We start from the raw sequence: 25173 nt of genomic DNA on the forward strand, positions 1-25173 counted from the left end.
AGGTCAGTTACAATTCTTCGGAGCCTTCAGGGTCTTCACCATCCGGTCGACGAGCGGTCCGTAGCGCTGCTGCTTGGAGGCCGGGTACTCTAGTGTGAAGCTGCCCATTGCATCGTCGCAGAGCGCAATCTGCCGCATGTAGATGATGCGGTCGCCTTTGACCCCGGAGTAGCTCGCCCAGGACGCGCTGCGTTTCTCGTAGGTGAACTTCCAGCCGTCGTCGGATTCGAACTTCCGTCGCAGGTCGCTTTCCTGTGCGAAGCCGCCTTCAGTCACGTAGCTTCCCCGCACCGATAACTTCCCTGTCCCGTCCACGCTTTCGAGGCCGATGCCGTCCCCGTTCTCTGGCGTAGGCATGGTCCTGAAGTCCGCAGGCAGGTCGATCTCGTAACCGAAACGACCGTTCTCGTAGCGTTTGAAATCCGCACCGACAGCCGCAGTGGTGCAAATGGAGACGATGGCGATGGCAGCGATACGACACATGGCAGCTTTCTGGATTTCTCTAAAATACTGAGGTGACGAACGACGATCGGAGTCAACAGGCGCCAGCGAGCGATTTCACGAAAGTAACGACGGACTTCCGAATTCGGGTGTCAATCCGCTGGAAGGCATCATTCAGCTCTTTGCCCCGCCGAGGCTATGAACGCCTCAAGATCCTTCACGCCGCCGGGAACGCCATCGTTCGCGCTGGTGTCCTGCCCGGAACAGGGTTGCCGGTGTGACGCCGAGCGCGTCGGCAATCTTTTGAAGCCTCCTCGGGGACACGCGATTGGATCCGATCTCATGTTTCTGGATCCGTTGGAAGGAGACGCCGGATTTCTTGCCAAGCTCCGTCTGAGACATCGTATGGAGCTGTCTAAGCCGGATGCGGGCGCCAAGTTCCGATTGGAGAGCGGACGAACCGCGGCGCGGCCGCCGGACCTACCACTTCACAGTGAAACCTATCTTGGCGCCGATTGTGTTGCTGTCGCCGAAGTCTTTGAGGCTGGTGCGGGCAAAGGCTTCACCGTGGGCTGCATAACGCTCATCGGACCAACTGAGCGAGCCGCCCAGGCCAAGACCGCCCCAGAGCGCCTGGTTCTCGCTGACGAGGCTGGTCCCAGAGACATCGACATCCGAGCCGTCAAGGAAGTCGTAATAGAGATTGGCGATGCTGTAGAGCGTCGAGCGACTGGTCTTTCCGGAGGCATCCTTCCACTCGCTGTCAAAATCGGCCGAGACGCCGAGGCGGCCTGTCAGGCTGTCACCGTCGTCAAGCGAGACATCGGCGCCATAGGCATCGGTGAAACTGTCGAAGCGCACTGAGGAATAGGCGAGCTGTGCCTGCGGCGTCAGCGACCATTGGCTCGTCAGAGCGATCCTCTGTCCGGCTTCGATGCTGAGGCCATAACCGAAGCCGTCATTGCCGTCGCCAAGCGAAGTTTGAAGCGTCGAGGATTTGAGGTCGCTGTCGTACCAGGTGACGGCAGCCTGCGTATCGACGTAGAAGCCGCTCTTGCCGTACCAGGTCAAGGTGCCGTCGAAGCCATAGCCTGTGGTGTCGATGTCGCCCTTTCCGAAGCGCGAGGAGATGTCGGCCGAAGCGGTATTCATATGAAAGTTGATCCCGCCGATAAGGGCACCGGCCTCGCTTTCGCGCAGCATTCCGTCGACACCAGCCTGCAGCATCCAACTACTGACCTCATAGTCGGTGCCGGTGGTCGAGCTTTCCGGCTCGAAGTGCGATCGGTTAGCGCCGATGCGGGTCTGGATCCCGGTGGCGGCGGTGTTGCCGTCCTGGTCTGCGGATCGATCACCGTCGAGCATCCACCCACCGGTGCGCTGGCGTAGCGTGCCGAACTGGTTGAGGCTTTGCAGCACGCCGGCATAGGCCTCGTAGACCGGCACGCCGGGCGCATAGATCGGTCCGATTGCGACGCCTGCGGCATCGAGCTCGGTCGAACGCAGATACCAGTCGCCATCGGCAGGCGTGCTGACGCCGCCCTGATAGAGGCGGTAGGCATATGCGCCGCCAACCACGGCCTGATCACCCTCGAACACATAGTTGCCGAGCAGCGAGAAGTTGCCGGCTGATATGCCGCCGACATCGATGATCTTGATGCCCTCGACCGTCTGTGCACCGCCGCCACCGAGGTTGCTGACAGTGACATTGGTCGTGCCTGCGGTATTGCCCGTCACCACCAGACGGTCAGTCGGCGAGGCGTCGCCGCCGAGGACTGTTTCGATCTCTACCGTGCCGCCAGTGCCTGTATAGTTGCCCGCGATCGTCAGCGTGCCGATCGAGTTGCCGGGTGCCACCACGCCGGCATTGGTCACATCGCCGAAGATCGTGCCGATGCCTCCAAGAATGCCGCTGCCCGATGTCGTGAGCGCGCTGGTGATCGAGCCGTTGACGGCAAGCCGGCCACCGCTCACCGTCGTCGCGCCGGTATAGGTGTTGACGCCGGAAAGCGTCTGATTGCCGCCAGAGACGTTCAGTCCGCCCGTGCCGCCGATGACGCCTGCGAAGGTGTCGTTGGCATTGGTGATTGCCAGAGTTTGGGCGCCGAGCAGCACGCTGCCGTTGCCGGCCAGGCTCTGGATGGTCGGCGTCGTGGCAGCCGAAACGTTGAAGATACCATCCGCGACAACCCGGCTGGAATTGGCAATGGCGCCGGCGCCGGATAGCGCGAGGCCGCTGCCGAAGTCGATCTGCGTCTCGCCGGTATAGATGCTGTTTGCCAGGAGGCTGAAGACACCCCCACCGGTGACGGTCAGGCCGCCGACGCCTGAAAAGCCCGACGTTGCGTCGGTTCCAACAGCAAAGCCGGCAGTGTCGATCGTCAGCCCGCCGGCGAGCAGGTTGAGTTCGTTGCCGGAAAATCCATTGATGAAGGTCGCGTTGGCGGCCGTCGCGCGCAGAATGCCGTCGTCGAAATTGGCCTGGCTCGCGCCGGGGCCGCCCCGAAGGGATAGAGCTCGGAGGATGCCGCCGCTGCTGATGTTGAGCGTGCCTGACGAGTTGGCGTTATTGTTACCCAGGATCACGGTGCCAGCGTTGAATTGCCCGCCATTTTCAATGTTGAGGATGCCCGTACCGAGAAAGCCGATATAAAAACTGGCGCCGGTGATGTTCCACTGCGATCCTGGTCCGGTGACGGTGGCAATTCCGGTGGTAAAGGCAGCACCGCCCAGACGGGAGGTGCTATTGCTGGTCAGGGTGCTGCCATTCTGGATCGTCAGGATGCCGGGCACGGTACCGCCTTGTCCGACTGTGATCACCCCTACCGTTGCGTTGGCCGGCCCGGTCACGCCGAAGACAACCGGAGTGTTCCCCGGTGCACCCGCCGTACTGATGTTGACGGGTGTACCAGCGCCGGGGACGATGCCTCCCGACCAGTTGCTCCCGTCTGTCCAGTCGCTGCTTGTGGATCCGTGCCAGTCAGCGGCCTGGATCACTCCTGCGGACATCGCCATCAACGCCGCGCCTGAGACGCCGGCCAACAGTCCGCGCAAATTGAAGGATAGTCTGCGCACCTGGTTGCTGGCTCGCGATGCATCGCCCATGATCGTCCCCGGAATCGTTTACGGAACAATACGGTAGGTGGGACGCAGAAGGATGACAACCTGCCGGCTCAACTAAATTCTCCTAGAGCTTGAACAATTCCTTGCCGACTTCGGGCAAGTTGTAGGGGCTTCAAAGCCGGCCCGAGCGATTACGCCAGCTCATAAACAGTCGCCACATCAGCCGCGTCGCGCAGCCCTTTGTAAGACGCATGCCTCAGCTTGCCGTCGTGCGTCCATGCCCGATACTCGATCTCGGCAACAAGTTTGGGAGCGATGAAGACCGCGTTTCGCTTCCTCCCCGTATCAACGGCGGGCTTGCTGATGATCAGCTTGTCCATCTGCTCCCGGAGCTCGGCGGCGGATCGCTGATTAAAGCCGGTCCCTACTCCACCGACGTAGACGAACTCATCTCCTTTGCGCGCCGCGAGGAGCAGTCGGCCGATGCCACCGAACGACGCTGATGATTTCTCATATCCGACGATCGCGAAGCCGTCGCTCTGGGTGCACTTTATCTTCAGCCAGTCGCCCAGGCGGCCGCTGCGATAGGGCGCGTCCCGGCGCTTGGCGATGATGCCTTCCAACCCGTGTTCGCAAGCGCTTGCCAGCAACCGATCGCCATCGGCCTCAATCTCCTCCGAGAGCCGGATATCGCCCCGCTCGCCGGCCGGCACCAGGTCCTCAAGCAGATGCCGGCGCATGTCGAGTTCGGAGTTTCTGAGATCGTGGCCGTCGAAATAGAGCAAATCGAACGCCATGAAGATGGCGTCGGATGAACTCTTGTTGCCGCCACGGCCGCCGAGGCTTTGCTGCAACAGTCCGAAATCCGGCCGGCCCTGCTCGTCGAGAACCACGGCCTCGCCGTCGAGGATTGCCGTGCCAACGGGAAGCCACAGGGCCGCTTGTCGGATTGCCGGGAAACGATGCGTCCAGTCATGGCCGCCGCGCGTCAGGATGCGAATGCGCGTTGGCTCGACATGAACCGACAGGCGATAGCCATCCCATTTGATCTCATAAACCCAGTCGTCGCCCATCGGCGGTTTCGCTTTTAGCAGCGCGAGGCACGGCTCAATGCGATCCGGCATTGGGTCGAGAAGAAGATTCGGTTGCGCCGGGTCGCGGGGTTTGCGCGGCCGGGATCGAACCGGTTTATCGGCATCTCTCAGGAGCGGTTTTGACTTCGGAGGTTTGGCCATGGAACCATCACATCAGCAAGTGCTTAAGATGCTGTCTACCGATGAGTGAGTCCACGCAATGGAAGGTGTATACCAACCGCGCTACAAATGGCGCGAGACTTGGCCAGGAGAAGGACATCAGGACTTCAGCGGGTTCGACGGCGAACAGTCGTTCGGCCGCGTCCAGTTAGACCAGACGAGCCACGGCAAGATGGGTATGTGGAAGTGGAACGCCACCCACGTCCATTGGGTGCGAGAGCATATCGTGCCTCACAGCGGATGGGAGGTTACCTCGCGGGAGGCATGCCGGAGGGTTGAGGAGCACTATGAAAAGCTGAAGGTATTACACGGACGTTAGGCCATTAGCCGACAACGGCGTGGTCGATCGCTTAGCTCATGGTCTTGCGAACTGCGCCCGCTGTCGGGCGTCCAACTCTTCTCCCTGTCGTATCCACTCAAATGAATTGAGCTTCTTTTTGACTTCATCGTACCGATCCAGCCGGATACAGAATTGCTCTGGGTCCGGCGGATTGCGTCGTTCGACAGGTTTCGGGAATAGCTCGCCGAGCAACAGTACTTGCATCTCGCTCTGAAAATCTGCGACCCATGCTGAAAGCCGGATGATTTCAAAAATCTTTTGATCGATCAGAACGTTTAAGGCGGTGCGGTCTTCCGGGCTAGGCATCGTCCAGCCCGTTTCGTGGCCAGGAAAAGGCATCGTCTTGACCAACAGATTGGGAGCCCGATCCGTTTTTCTAAGTTCGTCGAGACCCACTGAAATCGCGAGCCGAAACACATCCAACTTGGGCTCTATTATGTGCCATGACTCGATCACCGTCATCACGCCAATGAAGCTTGCTGACGCATCGTTGTAGAGTTGCTGATACTCGGTAAACCGTTCAGCCGGAACGCGCACATTCCGCGTCGTCGGGAAAACGTCCCTCAGATCCAAGCTCATGCGAAACTTCCGCAGATATCCTGTAAAATCGACGGCCGCCACCTGTGCCTTTCGCGTGGTTTCCAGCATCCGCTCGTATATCTCAACCTTCCGCTTTAGCTCTTCATTTTTCGTGTTCGCCTTAATCGCGTTCCGGCCTTGCCGGCCGATCTGAATGAACACGGCAGTAAAGCCGATCAGCGCGGAAACGCACGTGGCTGTCGCCGTTATAATTGCCGCCTGCACAGGAGCCTCAAGCTTGAGAAAGAAATCCAGCATCTCTCAGATCGCCCCTTTGACGCGGCGTCGCTATTCGTCACTGCTGATAAGTGATGTGCCCTGAACTGTTAAGTTGCTGCACCCATCTAAGCGCCTCAGGGCAGTCCTGACCGAATTGTGCAATGGCTTAGGCATCCAAGGGCTGAGAATGATCCTGTCGATCCAACCCAGCTCGATATCCACATCCACCTCTTCGATCACCTCATCGGCGGAACAATAGATAACTCGATACTCAGTCTCAGGCTCGTACGGCCAGCGCTTCAAGAATGGCAGTTCTTGCACGCTCCAAGGGTTCAGCTTTGTGCCAAGGCTGATTTTTCTATATACGACTTTTCGGTGTTGAACCCCTTCCAACAGGTCAAATGCCGATACCAGCGGCGCTTTTTTGAACTCAATGCATACACCCGACATTCCAGGCGCGAACACCTTCCAATGATGGTAGGTTTCCGCACATTCCGCAAAGCACATTGCGAGTACAGATTTTAGCTCTCGCCGCGTCTTGTATTCGTCCAGCGTAATTTTGTCGTTGCCGTCATCCCAGTTCTTTGGATCCCGTATGGTCAGGGATTTGGTCTGAAGGACATGAATTGCAGCCGCAAGTTCCGTGTAACGCCTTAGTGTCGGCTTTGCCTTGATCACCCGAACTGCCATGCCTTTGTTCCCCCGTGCTGAACTTCAACTAAAAGCAGTAATAATCACTTCCTTGACCTCTTTGCTACTCCCGCCGCCGCCAATCGAAAGAGTGCAATCCACCTCCTCAATGTGGAACTTCGAGAATGTTTCGAAGACCCCTTGAACGGCATTCAAAGACAGAATGAACCGGCCTCGAATTCGACCGAGGACGTCCGCTAGCTCGGCGAATTCATCCCTGCCGAAGACAGCGCGGCCATAGTCGTCCTCATTTCCCCAATACGGCGGGTCGAGATAGAACAGCGTGCCGGGTTGATCGTAGCGCTCGACGAAGCGCCGCAGCTTCAGTTTTCAATCCGCTGCTCGGAGACGACGCTCGCCACAACCTCGTCGGCGCCGTTCGGATAGATTGGAAGGTCGAGCGTTAGCGCTTCCTTCACGCCCTCGCGCTCGATCGCGAAAAACTTCCGCACCCGGCCTTGTCCCTTTTGCTCTCCAGAAGGCCGCGCTGCTTCTGTCGACGCGAAACTCCGTTCGAATGCGGCCGCGTCGGTCCCAGCGAACGCCATGGTGCAACTCTCGACGGTCTTTGGACCGACCGCCCCACGTGCGACCACCACCGCCTCGAAAGGAGAAGCGCCATCCGAATTCACGAGCCAGCCTTGGAAGGTCGCTGGTTCCCCGAGAGGCTGAATGCCCATCGTCATGTCGTCCGCCAGATCCGGCCAGCCGCTTTCCCTAGCAAGTGCGACCGTCTGGTCGTAGCGCGGCCCGAGTTCGAGGCACCGCTCGGCGAAACGCTGGAATGGCGACTTCGTCTCCTCACACTGGGCGACGCTTGCCGCCGCCAGCAGCGCTGCCGTCGCGCCAATCAGCACCATTCCAGTTCGACGCATCATTGCCCTCATGTAGACGCCAGCCAATTTGCTACCTCGACCGCAGCGACGGCAACCAATACCAGCCCCGCGAGTGCACCCGTCGCACGGGATACGGAACCCAGCAGCCGCGGCCACGTCCTCATCAGATAGGCGATGCGGTCGCGGAAAACCACGGTCAAGATGGCGACCACGGAGAGCGTCAGCCCAACCCCGATCATCATGGTGAAGGCGAACAGCAGGCCGGTGAAGACGACCTGGTGGATCATGGCGAAGGTCATCACGAACAGGGTGAGCGGACACGGCACCAGCCCGGCTGCTACCCCCATCAACAACCCGTCGCCCTCCGCATGCGCGTGATCGTGCCGGAACAAAGCCGACGCCAGCATCCAGAGGCCGATGACGCCTAACAACGCCCGGCTGACGACTTCGAGGGTTGGAGACGATCCGGCGTCGACGAAGGAATGTGACACCAGCGGCAGGGCGAGAAGCGCGATGAGGACTGCCATCGTCCCGTGCGTGAAGGAAAGCGCGAGCGATACAAGCAGCGCCCGGTGCGCCCTGGTGGAGGATCCGGCAAGGTAGGTGGCAAGAACGGACTTGCTGTGGCCGGGCGTCATTGCATGGACGGCGCCGAAAACGATGCCCATCAGCAAGAAGGCGAGGAACGAGGCCCAGCCGCCGCCCGCAACAAATTCCTTTATGTGGCCGGCGAAGGCGAGGTAGATGTCACGCTGGACGTCGACGATCTGCTGGAACATCACGCAAGCCCCGTCGTCGCTGCGGCAAGCACGAGATATCGCCCTACTTTGGCGATGGCAACCAGCACCAGGAAGGTCGGCAGCGGCTCCCGCAGTTCTCGCGTCATGAACAACTCCCAGATCCAAGTTCCCATCCGTCCGCTCCACGTCGAGATCGAAGGTCTCGCCCGGTACCGACAGGCGGAAACTGTCGATGAACTGGCAGGACTTTTGCTCAGTGTAAGCTGGCCTTCCGGCGGCAAGCAGTTGTCCGAATTTCACAGGGCGCTTGCTACGGCGCTGGACGCGATGGAACTCTACCTCGATCCGGAGATCGCCCGCGATGCGTTCGTGAAGGCGGCCCATGCCGCAGGGATGCACGTCCTTCCGGACGACATGTCAGAAATGAAGATGGCGAGCTGATAGAAGGAAGGCTACGAGGAGTCGGCCGCTAGGCGAACTAGGGCGTCGACTCATAAACTCTGACACCAGATCCGCGCCGCGACAAGTTTGACAGCGGCGAGATAGTTTTCCGGGCGCTTGTCGTAGCGTGTGGCGATACCTCTGAACTGTTTGATCTTGTTGAAAAACCGCTCCACGAGGTTTCGCTGCCGATAAACCCAGCGCGAGAATGAGAAGGAGCCCGTCCGATTTGCTTTGGGCGGGATGTTGGCCCAGGCTTTGCGCGCGGCCGCCTTAGCCCGGATGGCGTTACTGTCATAGCCCTTGTCGGCAAGCAGGATGTCGCCTTCGCCGAGGCTGTCAGTCAGCGCATCGGCTTCAGTGCAATCAGCAATCTGCCCGCCGGTCAGGCGGAGCGTGACGGGCCGACCTTCAGCATCGACGAGCGCGTGGATTTTGCTCGTGAGCCCGCCGCGGGAACGTCCCATGCCACCATCGTCTTGATCCCCTTTTTTCCCGTGGCCGCGTGCTGGTGAACGCGAACACAGGTCGAGTCGATCATGACGATGTCGCCATCGTAAGCTTCTGAAACCGCTTCAAGAAGCCGATCCCAGACACCAGCCTTCCGCCAGCGGACGAAGCGGTTGTAGCAGGTGGTTGGCGGCCCATACCGCTCAGGAACTTCCGCCCAAGGAGAGCCTGTTCGGAAGCGCCAAAGGATGCCATTCAACACCCGTCGGTCGTCGACACGGGGAACGCCGCGCGGCTTGTTGGGAAGAAGTGGCGAAATAATCGACCATTCCTGGTCCGTGAGTTCGTAGCGGCGGCGTGTCATCATGGCTCCTCATTCGGAAGCCTTGAATCACGAGGCACGCAAAACGCCAAGAACATTAATGGGTTTACGCCCTAGGCAGCCATCTGCTGCAGACGCAGCGTCCAGCCCAGGGGAGACTCGTGAGCTGCCGATCCGTCCTGGTCGGCATCGATCCGCATGAACGAGACCACCCAATCGGCCGGCATGGCGCCGGGAACGTCCTCGGCCACGATGAGCCATATGATTTCCTCGACCGTGTCGAGGCCGCTGCGGGTCGATCGGCCCTCGCGTTCCAGCGTCCAGAGATAACGTGTCGTCATGCCCCGGACTTACGTCGACGGTCGAACCCGTACAAGGCCGCCTCGACGGCATCCACAAGCTGCTCAGGCGAGGCAGGCTTCATCAGACGATGACCTTCTGCGAACGCAGGTTCCAGCTCGGAAAGGGACTCTGTCTCGCCCGAGTAGACAATGAACGGAATGCCGCAATCGACGAGATGGCGCGCGACGGCAGTGCAGACGCTGTCCGAAAGGCGAGGGTCGATGATTGCGGCGGATGGCGAGTTTTCCTTCAGCCAGGAAACGGCGTCCGAAGCAGTCGAGAGCGTTATGAAGCTGTGCTGGCCATATTCCTCCAGAACCGTCTCGATATCGAGCGCGATGAACGGTTCGTCTTCAAGGATGAGGATCGTGGGCATATTTCTCCTTCTGGGGCAGCGCAAGAGTATCGAAAAGGACCGTGGCTGTCACTTCGGACTGAAGTCCGAAGTTCCGTTCGAAGAGTGCCGTCAATAAAAACTTCGCGGGCATCCACTGCTTTATTTAGCGTTTTCTTATCTATCCGTCGTTGACTTTCGTTGTCGCTGAATCATGTCCGTTACAGAGGTAGGAGAGGCGGCTCCATGCAGAAGGCAGTCCTGGTAGTGGACGATGAAGCGCTCATTCGCTTCGTCGCTGTCGACGTCCTCGAAGACGATGGCTACGTGGTCTATGAGGCGGGCTCCGTCCTCGAAGCGGTCGGTATCCTGTCGAGCCGGAAGATCGATGTCGTCTTCACCGACGTGGACATGCCCGGTGGCCTGACGGGCGTAGACCTGGCGAGGCTCGTGGCAGGCGTCTATCCGGAGATAGGCATTCTTATCACCTCGGGCAGATACCACGTTGGCGCAGACGTCCTGCCAGCAGGCGCGCGATTTCTCCCTAAGCCGTATATGTTGGTTTCCACGCAGAACTGAGCCGGTTAGGCGCATAATTTCCATTGAGAATTGAGCCATGTGAACCTTCCCCCCAACGCGGTGAGCGACGGGGGCCACGGAGTGATCCACATGGGACTTTTAAACATCATCCGTCGGATGGCGCTGCGCGAGAAGCAGTCGATCCGCGAGATCAGCCGGCGCACTGGGCTGTCACGCAACACGATCGCGAAGTATTTGAGCGCTGGTACGATCGAGCCGACGTTCACGGTACCGGAACGTCCGAGCAAGCTCGATCCTTTTGCCGACAAACTTGCTGGCTGGCTGAAGACCGAGGCCGGGAGGTCGCGCAAGCAGCGCCGAACGCTGAAGCAGCTTCATGCGGATCTGGTGGTTCTCGGCTTTACCGGCTCCTATGGTCGGGTCGCCGCGTTCGCCCGCGACTGGCGGGCTGAGCAGCTGACAGCGGGCCGCGGCATATTCGTTCCGCTGTCTTTCCGCCCAGGCGAGGCATTCCAGTTCGATTGGAGTGAGGACTATGCCGTGATCGGCGGCGAGCGCACGAAGCTTCAGGTCGCACATATCAAGTTGTCGCACAGTCGGGCCTTTCTGGTCAGGGCCTACCTGCTGCAAACGCACGAGATGCTCTTCGACGCCCACTGGCACGGCTTCCGTGTGTTCGGCGGCGTACCTGGTCGCGGCATCTACGATAACATGAAGACGGCGGTCGATCGTGTCGGTCGCGGCAAAGAGCGGCAGGTCAACATCCGTTTCCTCGCGATGACGAACCACTACGTCTTTGCGCCAGAGTTCTGCAATCCCTCTGCCGGCTGGGAGAAGGGGCAGGTCGAGAAGAACGTCCAGGATGCTCGCCCACGACTGTGGCAACAGATGCCTGACTTCCCGGATTTGGCGGTATTGAATGCTTGGCTGGAACAGCATTGCCAGGACCTGTGGCGGGAGACGGCGCATGGCACCTTGCCCGGCACAATCGCAGATGTTTGGGCTGATGAGCGGGCAGCATTAATGGCACTGCCACCCGCATTTGACGGCTTCGTTGAGCAGAGCAAGCGCGTCTCACCGACATGCCTGATCACCTTCGAGCGCAATCGTTACAGTGTGCCAGCATCGTTTGCGAACCGGCCTGTCAGCCTGCGCATTTATCCCGAGAGACTGGTCGTTGCGGCCGAGGGCAATATCCTATGCGAGCATGAGCGGGTCATTGAGCGGAGCCACGATAAGCCGCCACGAACGATTTACGACTGGCGACATTACCTTGCCGTCATCCAGCGCAAACCCGGTGCCTTGCGCAATGGTGCGCCCTTCCTGGAATTGCCGCTGGCCTTCAGACAGTTGCAAGATCAGATGCTTCGCCGCCCCGGCGGTGATCGTGAGATGGCCGACATCCTCGCTCTGGTGCTTCATCACGACGAACAGGTCGTCGTCAGGGCCGTGGAACTGGCTCTGGATCAAGGCGTGGCGACCAAAACGCATGTGTTGAACCTGCTGCATCGGCTGATTGATGGCAAGACGACCGACGGTCCCGACATCGATACGCCACAGGCACTGACCCTGCTGCGCGAACCCAAGGCCAATGTAGAACGCTACGATGGCTTGCGGGTCCGGATCGTAGGAGGTCGTCATGCGTCATGACCCCGCAAGTGCTGCCGTCGTCATCATGCTGCGTAGCCTGAAGATGTATGGCATGGCCCAGGCCGTCACGGACCTGATTATAGCGCGGCGATCTGGATGAGAGGCGCGCGACAATCTGGATGAGAATCCCGTGTGTCGCTGGCTGGGTGAGTTTATCTGTTTGATTGACGCTCGCAAGCGTCATTCATTGGTCTGATTGACGCTCCGCGACAATCTCGTTTGTGTTGTTGATTGTCGCGTAGGAGGACGGTCTTCCACGTTGGCGTTTTGCCTCCATGGCAGAGCGACGCCTGTAACTTTCGACGTTCATCTCGAAGATCGTTGCGTGATGAACAAGCCGGTCCACCGCGGCGAGCGTCATCGCCGGATCCGGGAATACACGGTTCCATTCTCCAAACGGCTGGTTTGCCGTAATCAGCATGGATTTACGCTCGTATCGCGCGGAGATCAGTTCAAACAGAACGCTTGTTTCGGCCTGATCCTTGGTGACGTAAGCAAGATCATCGAGAATGAGCAGATCGAATCTTTCGAGCTTGTTGATCGCGGATTCCAGTTGAAGTTCGCGGCGAGCGACCTGAAGCTTTTGAACAAGTTCCGTCGTGCGCGTGAAGAGAACCCGCCAACCATTTTCGACAAGTGCCAGCCCGATGGCGGCCGCCAAATGACTCTTGCCTCCGCCTGGTGGGCCGAACATCAGGACATTAGCGCCCTTAGCGATCCATGCGTCGCCAGCGGTGATCGCCATGACCTGGGCTTTCGAGATCATTGGCACGGCATCGAAGTCGAAGCTGTCAATGGTCTTGCCGGGCGGCAGTCTTGCCTCAGCGAGATGACGTTCAATCCTGCGCCGGTCTCGTTCCGAGAGCTCGTGCTCGGCGATGGCCGCAAGGAAGCGCGCTGCTGGCCAGCCTTCCTTGTCGGCCTGTTCAGCAAATTGCGGCCACAGAACTTTGATCGCTGGCAGGCGGAGTTCATTGAGCAGCAGGGAAAGGCGTGCGGCGTCGACGGAGCTGCTATTCTTCATGCTGCATCTCCCATCTCGTTCGATGCGAGCAGAACTTCGTAGCTGGAAAGAGGAGCCAGTTGGACGACGACACCGGGTATCGCGGCCGGATCGGGAGCGAACAGTGCGTTCAGGCGCTGCATGTTCGGCAGTTTACCGGCGTCGAGACTGAGCTGAAGTTGGTCGGCGAGTTCAGCCTCGCAGCCGCGGTCATGCGCAAGTGCGAGGAGCTCGACCATCAACTTACACGCCTGCTTCTCTGGCATCCGTTCAATCAAGAGGTCGAAGGTCTGCCGATACGATTGCCGTGGAAAGAGCTGATCGCGATAAACAAGGCCGAGCAGAGCCATGGGTTTGCGGCGCAGCGAATGAATGACATGCCGATAGTCGACGATCTGACTATGCTTGCCACTGGAGTGAGCGCGCCCTCGGGGCAGTGTCATCAATGGTGTTCCGCCGACAAACAGATCAAGGCGATCGTCGAAAAGGCGAATGCGCAGCGTGTGTCCGATCAGTCGGGAAGGAACTGTGTAGAAGACTTTACGCAGTGTGAAGCCCCCGGTGCGCGCGACACGCAGAACGATCTCCTCGAAATCGGTCGTTCGTCTTTCGGGCAAACGTTGCAGATGCGTTCGTTCCACATCGGTTCGCTTGCCCTTCAGCGCATTGCGACGGCCGATAATCTCATCGATGAAGCTGCGATAGCTGTCGAGGTCGTCGAAATCATTTGAACCTCGCATCAAGAGTGCGTCTTTAATCGCACTCTTGAGATGGCCATGGGAGCTTTCGATCGAGCCGTTCTCATGGGCGATACCCTTGTTGTTGCGCGTCGGCGTCATCAGGTAGTGCTCGCAGAGCTGCTCGTAGCGTTGCGTCAAATCCCGCTTTGCGTCGTTGTCGAGATTGCGGAAAGCAGCAGAGAGGCTATCCGTTCGGTGGTTCAATGGTGCCCCACCCACCGACCACAAAGCATTCTGCAAACCTTCCGCCAGGGCGACAAAGCTCTCTCCGCCCAAGATGACGTGCGCATGCTCAAAGCCGGACCAGACAAGACGAAAGTGATAAAGAAGATGATCAAGCGGCGCAGCGGCGACGCGAACGCCAATGCTGCCCATATCGGTGAAGTCGGATAGTCCAAGCCTGCCTGGCTCATGAACCTGCCGAAAGATAACCTCCTGTTCTTGGCCATGTATTGACCGCCATGCACTGATCCGCCTCTCCAGAGTCCGCCGAATTCCCTGTCCGAGTTCCGGATGACGCCGCAGCATCTCCTCGTAGAGGGCCACAGATCGAATACCTGGCGAGGACTTCAGGATCGGCACAACTTCGGCGTCGAAGATGTCGACGAGTGGATCGGGACGCCGCCGTTCACGGGCCGGCTTCTTTTGGGATGGTAGCCTGGCATCGCTATCAAGGCGGTAGGCTGTGGCAACGCTTATGGAGGATTTGGCGGCCGCAACAGTGACCGAATGCGTCTGACGCAACTTCATAAAAAGCCTCATTTGATGATCGTTTACATGGCGACCCGGCAATCGGTGCTCCTCTCAGGAATACACCTCGATACTGGGCCGGCCGCGATACACAAACGAGCCGAAAAATCTCGCCATCAGCGCTGCTGGAACTCCGGTCGGGCTACGCCCTCCCTACGTTCCAGCAGCGCTGACAGATTCTCATCTTGATTGACGCGCATTCTCATCCTGATTGTCGCGCCGCACCTGATCGAGCAAGGTGCTCCCGCCTTCGATGCGGCCGTGCCAATCTTGTCCCAGTTGCTGAAAGCCGAGATGGCCGAGCGTGAGGTCCGCTCGATTGCCTATCACATGAAGGCTGCTCGCTTCCCAGCCTACAAAGACATCTCCGGATACGACTTCGCCGCCAGCGAGATCAACGAGGCCACCGTGCGCCAACTGCACCGATGCGAGTTCATGGATGGGGCGCAGAACGTTGTCCTTATCGGTGGCCCTGGCACTGGAAAAACGCATGTCGCGACCGCTCTTGGAATCCAAGCCATCGAGCATCATCGCCGAAAGGTCCGCTTCTTCTCGACCATCGAACTGGTCAATGCTCTCGAGCAGGAGAAGGCTAAAGGCAAGGCGGGCCAGATCGCGGAGACCTTGGTCCGCCTCGATCTGCTCATCCTGGACGAGTTGGGATACCTGCCGTTCAGCGCCTCAGGCGGAGCACTACTCTTCCACCTGTTAAGCAAGCTCTACGAGCGGACCAGCGTCGTGATTACCACCAACCTCAGCTTCAGCGAGTGGGCAACCGTCTTCGGCGACGCCAAGATGACGACCGCTCTGCTCGATCGTTTGACCCACCGTTGCCATATCCTGGAAACCGGTAACGACAGCTTCCGCTTCAAAGCCAGCTCGGCTGCCGCAGCACAGAAGAAAGGAGAAAAAGCCAATCCCTTGACCAAATCCTGATCAGAAAACCATACTTAGAGGTGGCTCACTTCTTGGTGGAAAAACCGGCTCAGTTCCGCGTGGAAACCAACACTTCGGCACCCCCAGCAGCCCGAAGGTCACCTCTCCTGCTTGATGGTCACTTGTTGAACAATCTGCTGATGGTTTGCCTGTTGGGGCCTCAACGGAAATACAGCTGTTAGAAATTTGTCTTCGCAACTCGAATAAACTATTAGTGTCTTGTAATATACGTCCCGCGAATATTGGTGGATGACGCATGGCAGACCGCGAAACGAGCAAAACATGCCGGGAAGCACTATCGGAGCCCTTTGGGGCTCTGGTCGAGAAGGCTGTGTCGTCGGGCTGGCCGGAGCACGAAATCGCGCTGGCGTTGACCGAACTGGCCGAGGCCTATGTCGTCAAGGTCAGCGCAAGGATCATCATTGAGGGCTCGCTACAGTCGCAGCTTGCCTCGGAGCGGCTGAAAAACTGAAGCCGGATGTGCGCATTAAGCCGGCTCGGTATGCGCCGTTCACACACATGTTTCTGTCGGAAATGTTCGGTTGATAAATGGTTGGCTCGGGTGCATAGTGGCCGCAATGTCGGCTATGGATGGGCGGTCGACGACAATGTTTTCCGTGTTGATAGCCCCTGATGGGACCTGTGGCGTCATGCTCAAATCCCCAGTTCTTCCGCGTGACCTGCCGCTTTTCTCGGACGATCTCGATCTTCTGTCCGGGGTGCTTGACGATGTCTGCAAGGACAGGGGGCTCGAGCGGAACACCTCGGCCGCCGAGACCATCGGTGCGCTCCTGATCCAGCTTTACCGACAGGGTGTCAGGGATCAGGGCAAGCTCGCGGCTCTTGCAAAGGCCTATTTGTAATCCCGGAGCTCTAAGAACGCCGACGAGCTAGTCGTCGTTTGCGGCGTTGAGGTTTTCTGGGCGGATACCTTCATCGATCCCGGTACGCGCTCGTAGCCTGACGCCCGGTCCGCCTTCGTCGTGATTGCCGCTGGCGATGAAGATGATGCCCGCCGCTTCAAGCGCTTGCTTTACGGCGAGCAGCGCGTGCGGCGGGCCTTCCTGCTCGTCGCGCTCCATCGTTTCGATAGTGGCAGCGGGCAGACCGGATGCGGCTGCCAGTTGCTCGATGCTCATTCCGGTCATCGCGCGGGCGCCGCGCATCTGTGTTGCTGTGATCATGAATCAAAGACTAGCGCGCCGGTGCTCATTCGCAAGGCCGATGTGCGGCACTTGTGCCGCATGATTGCGTATGTGGCGCTGTTCCAGCGCGGCGCAGCCCCAGACGACGCCGAAAAGCAAGTAGACATGCCGCCAGTGGTCGATGTCGATGACGTTGCCGATCGCTGCATGGCCAAGCACTCCGATCCAGGCAATCATCAGATAGGGTTGCCAGGGACGATCCTTGAGGAGATTCCTGAACCCGAGATAGATCGTCCAGCAAAGCATTGTGATATAGCTGACAAAGCCGAGCCAGCCGTAGCTCGTCAGCGATTTCAGCCAGATGTTGTGCTCATCCTCCGGGAACATCGTGCCGAAGACCAGCGGACCGATTCCGAGCGGCCGCTCCATCATCATCGTGAAGCCGATGCGGTGGCGATCGAAACGGCCGAGATGCTCGCCGTCATATTGCTGCACGAGCTGGGCACGCGCCGAAAAGAGCGCACTGATTTTCGGGAACTGCAATGCAACGACCAGTGACGCAGCCAGCAACATGACCGCCGCGAGCGACAAGATCAGGATACGCAGGCGAAACGCGCCGCTGCGCTCCTTGAGCAGCATGCAGAAGATCAAAAGGATGATGCCGAGAAGAAAGAGGCCCCAGGCCGCACGCGAGAAAGACAGAAACACGCCAAGTGCCAAAATCAGCAGCGCAAAGGCCTTGATCGGCGCAGCTCTGAAATTGCCGACAAGAATGCCATGGACGAGATAGATGGACGGCGGGACCAGGAATGGGCCAAATACGTTCGGGTCCTGGAAGGCACCCTTGGCGCGATCATAGAGCGTGAAAACCTCCGCTCCCGGGAAGGCGTGAAAATAGCCAAGGATCCCAAGCAAAGAGGTGATGACAGCGGCGAATGCCCAGGCATCGAAGATGAGCGGCAGTCGCCGATGGCTTTCCTCGATGATCGCCGCGTAGAAGATGGCCGTAAGTGCGAGGAAGGTCGAGACGGCCACATACATCGGCGCGGTCCCGAGATCCTTCATTTGCGTCAGCGAGAGCATTCCGCCGACGTTGAAGGCAAGCAGCAGGGCAATAAGCGGCGCGGTGAAGCGAGAGATCCTGAGGCCCAGGATGAACCAGATGCCGAGGAGGGCTGCCATCCAAAGCTCGTAGGGCGCCGGCTCGTCGATGACGAAGCCGGAGAGAAAGACCCCAAAGGCGACCATCGCCGACCCAATCAAGCGCAGCGTCGCCCGCTGTGGCTGGGCAACCCGCAGATGTGTCGCCTCGACCGCACTCAATAGGCGTTTTCCGTGTTGAACAACCGGAAGGGCGTCAGGAACAGGATCTTCAGATCGAACCAGAGCGACCAGTTCTCGATGTAGTAGAGGTCGTAGGCCGTCCGGAACTTGATCTTGTCGTCGTGATCGACTTCTCCTCGCCAGCCGTTGATCTGCGCCCAGCCGGTCACCCCGGGCTTCACGCGATGGCGGGCGAAATAACCTTCCACGACATCACCAAAGGCCCGGTCCCGCGCCTGGGCAAGAATGGCATGCGGACGCGGCCCGACCAGCGACAGGTCGCCCTTCAAGACGTTGAAAAGTTGCGGCAATTCGTCGATCGAACTTTTGCGGATGAAGCGTCCGACAGGTGTGACGCGAGGATCCCCCTTGGTGACGGCGGCCCGCCCGGTGGGGTCGCCCTTGTCGGCGTGCATCGAGCGAAACTTGAAGATGTTGATGATCTCGTTGTTGAAGCCATGGCGGTTCTGCATGAAGAAGACCGGCCCCTTCGAGGTCAACTTTATGGCGATCGCTGTTGCCAGCATGACCGGCCAGAGAAGCGCCAGAGAAAGCAGCGTAAAGAAGATGTCGAAGCAGCGCTTGGCGACCGAGTCCCAGTCCCTGATCGGCTTGTTGAAGATATCCAGCATCGGCACAGACCCGATGCGCGAATAGGCGCGCGGGCGAAAGCGCAGGCGATTTGCGTGAGCGGCCAGGCGGATGTCGACCGGCAGTACCCAGAGCTTTTTCAACAGCTGCAGGATGCGGGCCTCCGCGCTTAGCGGAAGCGAAATGATCAGCATGTCGATGCGGGTGATGCGGACGAATTCGACCAGTTCGGCGACCGTTCCGAGCTTCGGATAGCCGGCGACCATGATCGGCGACCGTTTCTCGCCACGGTCATCGAAGATGCCGCAGATCCGGATGTCGTTGTCGGCCTGCTGTTCGAGGACACGGATCAGATTCTTGGCCGGTTCTCCGCCACCGACGATCACCGCACGGCGCTCCATGATACCGTTGCGCGACCAGTTGCGGATGCCGTAGGCGATCAGGAAGCGCGCGGCGAGCAGGAAGATTGCCCCAGTAACGAACCAGGCAAGGTAGGCCTGCGCCTGTCCCAACCCGACATTGCCGGAGAGCGCGCTTCCGGCAATGACGATCAGGAAGACCGATGTCCACACCGCAAAGACGCGTGGCAGCAGACGCATACGGGCGCGGAGCGCTGGGATGGAGTAGGTGTCGGCCGTCTGGAGCGCACAAACGAGGAGAACCGCAACAATAGCCGCAGTGATCCCGCGGCCCGAAAGCGTCTCCGCCCCATTCCCAGGCCAGAAAGGGAACGCGAGCAGCCCGATCAGAAACTGCGTTGCAAATTCGAACAGGCGGAGCTGGCCGATGATGATGGCCGGCGAGCGGTTTCCAGCGCTGAATTGCTCGGCGATCTGACGGGCATAGGTGTTGATCGGCTCCGGCTGAACCTCTTCGTCCGCCTCTTCGGCGCGTCGCTTGATGTCCGAAACCTGCTTGCGCAGCGCTTCCAGGTCAAACTGATCGCTTTTCTCTGCCTTGTTCATGAGGCTACCGCCGCTGGTTATCGGAACGGCAATAGCAGAAAGGCCCTAAGAAACTTTTACGAAGCAACCGCAATAGCTTGCTTGGATTGGGGATCCAGGAGGTCGTGGTACAATTTCAGGACATCATTGGCCATGATCGAGGCCGAAAAGACCGACTTGACCTTTTCCATCGGCGGCATTGCCTCATCGTGCCAGCCCGAGATGCGGATTGCATCCGCCATCACGCGCGCCAGATCGTCGGAATCTTCGGGGTTGACGAGGGCAGGGCTATCTCTGCCCAATACCTCGGGAATTCCGCCGACGCAGGTCGCGATGATGGTCTTGCCGGCGCCGAGGCCTTCGAGCACGATGTACGGCATGGCTTCGGCCCGCGACGGCACGACGAGGTTCTGGGACATGGCGAAAGCCTGCTGAACGCGCATTGCCGGCAGCATGCTGATCCGCTTGCCGAGGCCACGCTCGATCATCATCTCGCGGTATCTGTCGCGGTCTGGCCCATCGCCGATCATCACAGCCGAAAGCGGGCGTCCGAGAATGCGCTCCGCTTTCGCGAAGGCCTCCACAAAGAGATCGGGACCCTTAAGGTCCCGCAGCATGCCGACATAGATGTAGTGGACAGCATCCGAACGGGTCGGGATGAGCTCGAAGTCTCGCTCGGCGATCCCATTGTAGATCAGCCGCGTTGCCGTCTGCGGTCGTCCGACCTTCTTCGTGTAGGCATCACGCTCGTATTCGCAGATGAAGACGAGCGCGTCCGTGAAGTATTCCTGCAAGCGCTCCATGCGGAGCACGAATTGCCCCGTGAGCGACCTGCGGGAATAATGCAGACTTCCGCCGTGCGCAGTGTAGAGGCGGGCTACGCGATACCTGTTCACCCGCAGGGCTGAGCCGGCAAGCCGCGCGAGCACACCGCCTTTGGCGCCGTGACCGTGCAGCACATCCGGCCGCAAACTTTTAATGTTCTTGTACGTATCCCAGATCACTCCGATGTCGGAGAGGCTGACATGCCGCCGCATGGGCATGCGCGTCAATCCCATCGACAGAAAGGGACGAATGTCGTCGAACAGCCGGTCCTCATGCTCGCCGCCCGTTGAACTGTCGCAAAGAATGCCGACCTCATGCCCCGCCTTGCTGTGTTCCAGCACCAGATCGCGGACATGGCGGAAGATTCCGCCGACCGGTGACCTGAAGCAATGGAGGATGCGGAGGGGGCGCTGTTCGGTCATCGAGGATCAGAACAGTCGTTCGCGCACGTAGATGGTGTCGCCGGCGATGATCGCAGAAGAGATGTTGACGCGGCCGGTGATAACTTGCCCATTGATCTTGCGGGTGACGTCGACGGCGCCTTGATTGGCGCGCGAGGTAAAGCCGCCGGCAACGGCAACGGCGTTCTGCACCGTCATTCCGGGAACGTAGGCGTATTGGCCGGACTGGCCGACTTCGCCCATAACGAAGATCGAGCGGTAGCGGTCGACATCGATCGTCACGTCTGGATCCCGCAGGTAGCCTTGCCGGAGTTTCTGGGCGATCTGGCCCGACAGCTGCTGCAGCGTCCGTCCGCGAGCCGGGACCTGGCCAACCAGCGGGAAGGCAATGTAGCCAGCCTGGTCGATCGTATAGGTGTTGGTCATGCTCGGTTGGTCGAACACGGTGATGCGCAGCCGGTCGCCGCTGTCCAGCGAATAGGGCTGGATCGTCGCCTGATTGAAGGCCTGAGGGGCGGGCTTATAGCTATTGCAGCCGCTCACGACCGCGGTCATGGCGGCGAGGCTCAGAGCCATCAGGAACTTGGGCTGTGCGAAAGGCATCGCGTCTGCTCATAGGAAAACGAATTCGGTCTCAGCCGTTATCAATCCGTTAGGGTTAATGGTCGGTAAAAACCGCCGATTTTTTTGGCTTCGGCCAGCCGACGTACCGCCGGAATGCCGGAGCGGACATTAACCGTTGGGTTACTATAGTCATTTACCCTCGCGGCCACGTTTGTTCTTGGAGTACAAGCATGTCCGGCGTATCGGGTAATCAGGATGTGGACATAGATCTTGGACAATTGGTCCGCGCCGTTTGGGCACGCCGGCTGAAGGTCTTGGCAATCACCGCGTTGGGGGCAGGGGTCGCCTTCACGGGCGCCAAGATGATCTCCCCCAAATACCGAAGTGAAACGCGCATCCTGATCGAGCCGCGCGCTCCTGCCTTCGCCAATGCCCAGGTAAACGATACCAACGCGGGTCCGTTGCTGGACGAACTCAATATTGCGAGCCAGGTGCAGCTTCTGCAGTCCGCAGACCTCATCAAGCAGGTCATCAACGGCCAGAAGCTCTACGATTTGCCGGAGTTCGATGCGGCCGCCAACGGCTCCGCTCTCACCGATATCCTGGTGGCCCTTCACCTCAAGAAAAATCCATATGAAAATCCCCCCGAAGAGCGCGTGATCGACGCCTTCACGGAGCGGCTTCAGGTCTATCAGGTGCCGGGATCGCGCGTGATCGGTATTACCTTCACCTCGAAGGATCCGAAGCTCGCGGCAACGATTCCGAATGCGATGGCCCGTGTCTATCTCGCTACACAAAGCGGCGCCAAGCTGGATTCGAATTCGGAGGCGACACGTTGGCTGGAGCCGGAAATCGAAAATCTCCGCCAGAAGGTGAATGACGCCGAGCAGAAGGTGGCGGAATACCGTGCCGAGCACGGATTGCTGCCGACCAATGGTGGCGCGAATTTCCCGACGCAGCAATTGAACGACATTTCGGCAGAGCTTACCCGCGTCCGAGGAGAGCGAGCCAATGCCGATGCACGCGCGCAGTCCGTGCGCAATGCCCTCTCTGCCGGCGAGGCATCCGATACGCTGCAGGACATCATGTCGTCTCAGTCGATCCAGCGGCTGAAGAGCACTGAGTCAGGCCTGCAGTCGCAGATCTCCGACCTGCAGACCTCATTGCTCAATAGCCATCCGCGGCTGAAGAGCCTGCGAGCGCAGCTTTCGGACATCAAGGTTCAGATTCGCCAGGAGACGCAGAAGATCCTGGCAAGCATCGAAAACGAAGCGAAGGTCTCAGCGGTTCGCCAAAAGGAATTGGAACAGCAGGCCGACAAACTGAAGGCCAACAGTGCCCAAGCCGGCGAAGACGAGGTCGGTCTCAATGCCCTGACGCGCGAAGCCACGGCACAGCGGCAACTCCTGGAAACCTATCTCTCTCGTTACCGCGAGGCGGCGTCGCGGGCCGACAAGAACTCAAGCCCGGCCGACGCCCGCATTGTGTCGAAGGCCATACAGCCGGTTGATCCCTATTTCCCGAAGGTTCTGCCAATCGTCATCGTCGCTGCCTTGGCGACCTTCATCATGTCATCGATTGTGATCATGCTCGCCGAACTCTTCAGCGGTCGGGCACTCCGCTCCATCGAGCCGCCCGAGGAGGAGGTGGCGCGTGAAGAAGCAGAGGAACCTCACGCAACAACGGCCGGCTCCGCCAAGCGAACGGCTACGCCGAGCCTGCTCGCCACCCCCGCAGACGAGGAGCCGGTTGCCCAGCTAGTCGAGGAAGAAGATGCCGTTGAAACGAACGAGTTCTCGATCGCATCTGTCTCGGATTACCTTCGCGGCAGCAGGGCGCCACTGGCGATTGCCATTTCGCCGACCGGCGATGATGGATCGGTGGCAACCGTATCGCTTGTGCGCAAGTTGGCCGAGGATGGCTCGCGGGTCATCCTGGTCGACATGACGGGCTCGGGGCTGCCGACCGACCTCATGGCCGAGGATCGCAATATGCTCGGCATAACCGATTTGCTCTGCGGGGATGCGGCCTTCGGCGATACGATCCATGGCGACAGCCGCACCGACGCGCACTTCATTCCGCAGGGCATCAGCGATCCGCGGCGGGCGATGCGCGGTGCCGATCGGCTGTCCCTGCTGCTGGACGCTCTTGTCTCGGCCTACGACTTGGTGATCGTGGAATGCGGCGCTGCCGACGTGGCCGGCGTTTCGCGCCTGACGCAGAGCAAGGACGTCGAAATCATCCTCTCCATGCCTGAAATCGTCGAGCAGGAGTTCGTGACTGCTATGACCGAGTTCGAAGCGGCCGGCTACGAGCGTGTCGTGCTGATGTCCGATAGCGACGAGCCCCTTGAGAGCCCGGTCTCGCGGCACGCAGCGTGATCAAACGCCGATCACCCGGTGTATGCGCTGGGCAAGGTGGTAGATCTTCGGGCGAGACTTAGTGAAGGCTTTGCCTCGTGTGATTGCCCGATGGACGAGGCCGCCCACTCTGCCGCGTAGCGAAAGCGGCAGAACAACGTCATAGTGCTCGGTTTCTACAGGCGCCCAGGAGCGCTTGTATCTTTGGTCGCCGAGGCCGAAGTCGAACAGGCCGACGCCCTTACCATGCTGCCCGGCGATCATCTGCCAGAACAGGAATTCGCCAGGGCTCGTCTCCGCCGCCAAGCTCTCATCGATGGCGCTGAATTGGCAGATGATGTGGTCGCCCTTACGAGAAATGCCAGCCAGGGCCGCGATATGACCATCGTACGCACCCTTCAGGCGGATCGCGTGCATTTCCAGCCCTACCGTCTTGCTGCCGGGGTCGCGAATGTCGAGTGCGCCGTGCAGAAAAGCCTTGGTCTGCGAGGCTTCAAACACATCCGGCAGTCCGAGCGCGTTGAATCGTTCGCCCTTCTGTTCGAAGAAGCGATCGAGCAGCCGGTGTTGCTCATCTGAAGTTCCGCTAGAAATGTAGTCGAACCCGCCGAGCGCCTCCAGGCGTCTCAGCTGCGTTCGGAACTTCTTACGCCGGCCCTTTGCATTCACTTGTTGGAGTGTCGACTCCATGTTTGCCAGGAGCGGAAGATGGTAGGCGTGGTTCTGGTTCTGGACCATCGGCAGCAGTGCCAGGGGACTGTGGCATCCGCGCCATTCCAACGGTATGTTCTGCAGCAACAGAAGGTCGGCGCTTCCGACCAGAGCACGGCGCAGCAGCTCCGCGAATTTCCGCGGCTCGAGATTCGTGGCCAGTTCGATGAAGCGCGCTGTGAAAAGGCCCGTGTTGATGTTGCTGTGATCGGCACCGACAAATCTGGCGGTGCGGAAGCCGTGAAACCTGTTTATCTCTATTGGCAGAATGAATGCGGTCTCTTCGCCAAGCCTGCCCCAGACGATCGACAATGGGTTTCCATGGGCCTTGGCCCAGGATAGGCACCAGTCGTAGCCTTGGTGCAGGGAATTCAGATCGTCACGATCGAGTTCACGCCAGATCTCTTCCAGCGGCCCCAAGCTATCCAAGACGACGATATCGAGTTCGGCCACCGCAATCTGCGCGTTCAGCGCCCGCAATTCGGAAACTTCCGCGTTGGATTCTGTTGAATGGTGCGCTTTGCGTGCGACAGGAAGCTTCTGCGCCTGCACGGTTTTTCTCCGGTCTGACTTGCCGGCGCGGAGAATAGCGGAGCGGTGCATCCATTTCGTTTATGAGCCGCGAGGGACAGTGGTTTCC

The 25173-nt window shown here is 59.4% G+C and carries 26 protein-coding genes and 3 pseudogenes; 9 read left to right on the plus strand and 20 right to left on the minus strand.

What is annotated here, in order from left to right; all coding sequences use genetic code 11:
* Nucleotides 1–3: 3 nt before the first annotated feature.
* From WGT02_RS08950 to ligD, 4 genes are all read right to left on the minus strand, one after another.
* Nucleotides 4–483, minus strand: a complete 480-nt coding sequence (locus WGT02_RS08950; RefSeq protein WP_208248243.1) for a hypothetical protein — start codon at nt 481–483, stop codon at nt 4–6.
* A 165-nt stretch (nt 484–648) separates the two neighbouring features.
* Entirely contained in the window at nt 649–843 is a 195-nt protein-coding gene (locus tag WGT02_RS08955) for a helix-turn-helix transcriptional regulator (protein ID WP_208248241.1), read from the minus strand.
* A gap of 78 nt (nt 844–921) precedes the next feature.
* Nucleotides 922–3546 (minus strand): autotransporter outer membrane beta-barrel domain-containing protein, encoded by a 2625-nt coding sequence (locus WGT02_RS08960; protein ID WP_225039614.1) that lies wholly within the window; start codon nt 3544–3546, stop codon nt 922–924.
* Between the two features lie 149 nt (nt 3547–3695).
* Nucleotides 3696–4739: a non-homologous end-joining DNA ligase gene (ligD, locus tag WGT02_RS08965; RefSeq protein ID WP_208248239.1), complete on the minus strand. Its 1044-nt coding sequence runs from the start codon at nt 4737–4739 to the stop codon at nt 3696–3698.
* A 58-nt stretch (nt 4740–4797) separates the two neighbouring features.
* Here ligD and WGT02_RS08970 point away from each other — a divergent pair, with 58 nt between their 5' ends.
* Nucleotides 4798–5076, plus strand: a complete 279-nt coding sequence (locus WGT02_RS08970) for a hypothetical protein (RefSeq protein ID WP_225039616.1) — start codon at nt 4798–4800, stop codon at nt 5074–5076.
* 36 nt (nt 5077–5112) lie between these two features.
* On the opposite strand, the gene WGT02_RS08975 is transcribed toward WGT02_RS08970, so the two are convergent.
* From WGT02_RS08975 to WGT02_RS08995, 5 genes and pseudogenes are all read right to left on the minus strand, one after another.
* Nucleotides 5113–5934, minus strand: a complete 822-nt coding sequence (locus tag WGT02_RS08975) for a hypothetical protein (RefSeq protein WP_208248237.1) — start codon at nt 5932–5934, stop codon at nt 5113–5115.
* 30 nt (nt 5935–5964) lie between these two features.
* The gene (locus tag WGT02_RS08980) at nt 5965–6585 is read right to left on the minus strand and encodes a hypothetical protein (RefSeq protein ID WP_208248235.1); all 621 of its coding nucleotides are present in this window, start codon (nt 6583–6585) and stop codon (nt 5965–5967) included.
* A 323-nt stretch (nt 6586–6908) separates the two neighbouring features.
* Nucleotides 6909–7463: a hypothetical protein gene (locus tag WGT02_RS08985; RefSeq protein WP_375679382.1), complete on the minus strand. Its 555-nt coding sequence runs from the start codon at nt 7461–7463 to the stop codon at nt 6909–6911.
* Between the two features lie 5 nt (nt 7464–7468).
* Entirely contained in the window at nt 7469–8200 is a 732-nt protein-coding gene (locus tag WGT02_RS08990; RefSeq protein ID WP_208248233.1) for an ABC transporter permease, read from the minus strand.
* Nucleotides 8200–8295, minus strand: a pseudogene (locus WGT02_RS08995) (DedA family protein); the annotation flags it as partial. The pseudogene WGT02_RS08995 and the gene WGT02_RS08990, both read right to left, overlap by 1 nt.
* A gap of 10 nt (nt 8296–8305) precedes the next feature.
* On the opposite strand from WGT02_RS08995, the gene WGT02_RS09000 reads away from it, so the two are divergent.
* Nucleotides 8306–8602, plus strand: coding sequence for a DUF982 domain-containing protein (locus tag WGT02_RS09000; protein WP_208248231.1), 297 nt, complete (start codon nt 8306–8308; stop codon nt 8600–8602).
* Nucleotides 8603–8652: 50 nt separating this feature from the next.
* Here the strand turns inward: WGT02_RS09000 and WGT02_RS09005 are convergent.
* The 3 genes from WGT02_RS09005 to WGT02_RS09015 form a co-directional block, all read right to left on the minus strand.
* Nucleotides 8653–9416 (minus strand): IS5 family transposase gene (locus tag WGT02_RS09005; protein ID WP_375679387.1). Its coding sequence is split into 2 segments (ribosomal slippage): nt 8653–9080 and nt 9080–9416, totalling 765 coding nucleotides; the frame shifts between segments, so codons are not numbered across the junction.
* Between the two features lie 71 nt (nt 9417–9487).
* Nucleotides 9488–9715: a hypothetical protein gene (locus tag WGT02_RS09010; RefSeq protein ID WP_208248229.1), complete on the minus strand. Its 228-nt coding sequence runs from the start codon at nt 9713–9715 to the stop codon at nt 9488–9490.
* On the minus strand, nt 9712–10092 hold the full coding sequence (locus tag WGT02_RS09015) for a response regulator (protein WP_208248227.1): 381 nt from the start codon (nt 10090–10092) through the stop codon (nt 9712–9714). The genes WGT02_RS09010 and WGT02_RS09015 overlap by 4 nt, the downstream gene beginning before the upstream one ends.
* Before the next feature lie 204 nt (nt 10093–10296).
* On the opposite strand from WGT02_RS09015, the gene WGT02_RS09020 reads away from it, so the two are divergent.
* The 3 genes and pseudogenes from WGT02_RS09020 to WGT02_RS09030 all read left to right on the plus strand — a co-directional run.
* Complete coding sequence (locus tag WGT02_RS09020) at nt 10297–10629, plus strand: response regulator (RefSeq protein ID WP_208248225.1); 333 nt, start codon at nt 10297–10299, stop codon at nt 10627–10629.
* 90 nt (nt 10630–10719) lie between these two features.
* A complete protein-coding gene (gene istA / locus WGT02_RS09025) occupies nt 10720–12240 on the plus strand; it encodes an IS21 family transposase (protein ID WP_208180357.1) in 1521 nt (506 codons plus the stop codon).
* Nucleotides 12230–12319: pseudogene (locus WGT02_RS09030) on the plus strand (ATP-binding protein); the annotation flags it as partial. The gene istA (WGT02_RS09025) and the pseudogene WGT02_RS09030, both read left to right, overlap by 11 nt.
* Nucleotides 12320–12424: 105 nt before the next feature.
* Here the strand turns inward: WGT02_RS09030 and istB (WGT02_RS09035) are convergent.
* Both istB (WGT02_RS09035) and istA (WGT02_RS09040) read right to left on the minus strand, forming a co-directional pair.
* Nucleotides 12425–13264 carry an IS21-like element helper ATPase IstB gene (gene istB / locus WGT02_RS09035; RefSeq protein WP_208245483.1) on the minus strand — a complete coding sequence of 280 codons (840 nt, stop codon included), beginning with the start codon at nt 13262–13264 and terminating at the stop codon, nt 12425–12427.
* A complete protein-coding gene (istA, locus tag WGT02_RS09040) occupies nt 13261–14745 on the minus strand; it encodes an IS21 family transposase (RefSeq protein ID WP_208244988.1) in 1485 nt (494 codons plus the stop codon). Before istA (WGT02_RS09040) ends, istB (WGT02_RS09035) begins: the two co-directional genes overlap by 4 nt.
* 213 nt (nt 14746–14958) lie before the next feature.
* On the opposite strand from istA (WGT02_RS09040), the pseudogene istB (WGT02_RS09045) reads away from it, so the two are divergent.
* The 3 genes and pseudogenes from istB (WGT02_RS09045) to WGT02_RS09055 all read left to right on the plus strand — a co-directional run.
* Nucleotides 14959–15669: pseudogene (istB, locus tag WGT02_RS09045) on the plus strand (IS21-like element helper ATPase IstB); the annotation flags it as partial.
* A 256-nt stretch (nt 15670–15925) separates the two neighbouring features.
* On the plus strand, nt 15926–16141 hold the full coding sequence (locus WGT02_RS09050; protein WP_208248223.1) for a hypothetical protein: 216 nt from the start codon (nt 15926–15928) through the stop codon (nt 16139–16141).
* Between the two features lie 178 nt (nt 16142–16319).
* On the plus strand, nt 16320–16532 hold the full coding sequence (locus WGT02_RS09055) for a hypothetical protein (protein WP_024316591.1): 213 nt from the start codon (nt 16320–16322) through the stop codon (nt 16530–16532).
* Between the two features lie 27 nt (nt 16533–16559).
* Here WGT02_RS09055 and WGT02_RS09060 read toward each other — a convergent pair whose 3' ends face one another.
* From WGT02_RS09060 to WGT02_RS09080, 5 genes are read right to left on the minus strand one after another with little or no spacing between them, the layout of a single operon-like run.
* Nucleotides 16560–16853 carry a helix-turn-helix transcriptional regulator gene (locus WGT02_RS09060; protein WP_024316590.1) on the minus strand — a complete coding sequence of 98 codons (294 nt, stop codon included), beginning with the start codon at nt 16851–16853 and terminating at the stop codon, nt 16560–16562.
* Nucleotides 16854–16856: 3 nt separating this feature from the next.
* Complete coding sequence (locus WGT02_RS09065; protein ID WP_208248221.1) at nt 16857–18137, minus strand: O-antigen ligase; 1281 nt, start codon at nt 18135–18137, stop codon at nt 16857–16859.
* The gene (locus tag WGT02_RS09070; protein ID WP_208248219.1) at nt 18134–19693 is read right to left on the minus strand and encodes an undecaprenyl-phosphate glucose phosphotransferase; all 1560 of its coding nucleotides are present in this window, start codon (nt 19691–19693) and stop codon (nt 18134–18136) included. Before WGT02_RS09070 ends, WGT02_RS09065 begins: the two co-directional genes overlap by 4 nt.
* A gap of 56 nt (nt 19694–19749) precedes the next feature.
* A complete protein-coding gene (locus WGT02_RS09075) occupies nt 19750–20919 on the minus strand; it encodes a glycosyltransferase family 4 protein (protein WP_208248214.1) in 1170 nt (389 codons plus the stop codon).
* 6 nt (nt 20920–20925) lie between these two features.
* Complete coding sequence (locus tag WGT02_RS09080; protein ID WP_024316586.1) at nt 20926–21501, minus strand: polysaccharide biosynthesis/export family protein; 576 nt, start codon at nt 21499–21501, stop codon at nt 20926–20928.
* Between the two features lie 191 nt (nt 21502–21692).
* Between WGT02_RS09080 and WGT02_RS09085 the strand changes: the two genes are divergently transcribed.
* On the plus strand, nt 21693–23843 hold the full coding sequence (locus tag WGT02_RS09085) for a GumC family protein (protein WP_024316585.1): 2151 nt from the start codon (nt 21693–21695) through the stop codon (nt 23841–23843).
* Here the strand turns inward: WGT02_RS09085 and WGT02_RS09090 are convergent, their stop codons facing one another.
* Nucleotides 23844–25085 (minus strand): GNAT family N-acetyltransferase, encoded by a 1242-nt coding sequence (locus WGT02_RS09090; RefSeq protein ID WP_024316584.1) that lies wholly within the window; start codon nt 25083–25085, stop codon nt 23844–23846.
* Nucleotides 25086–25173: the final 88 nt, after the last annotated feature.

This window comes from Rhizobium sp. T1470, assembly GCF_042140505.1.
Classification (GTDB): domain Bacteria; phylum Pseudomonadota; class Alphaproteobacteria; order Rhizobiales; family Rhizobiaceae; genus Rhizobium; species Rhizobium favelukesii.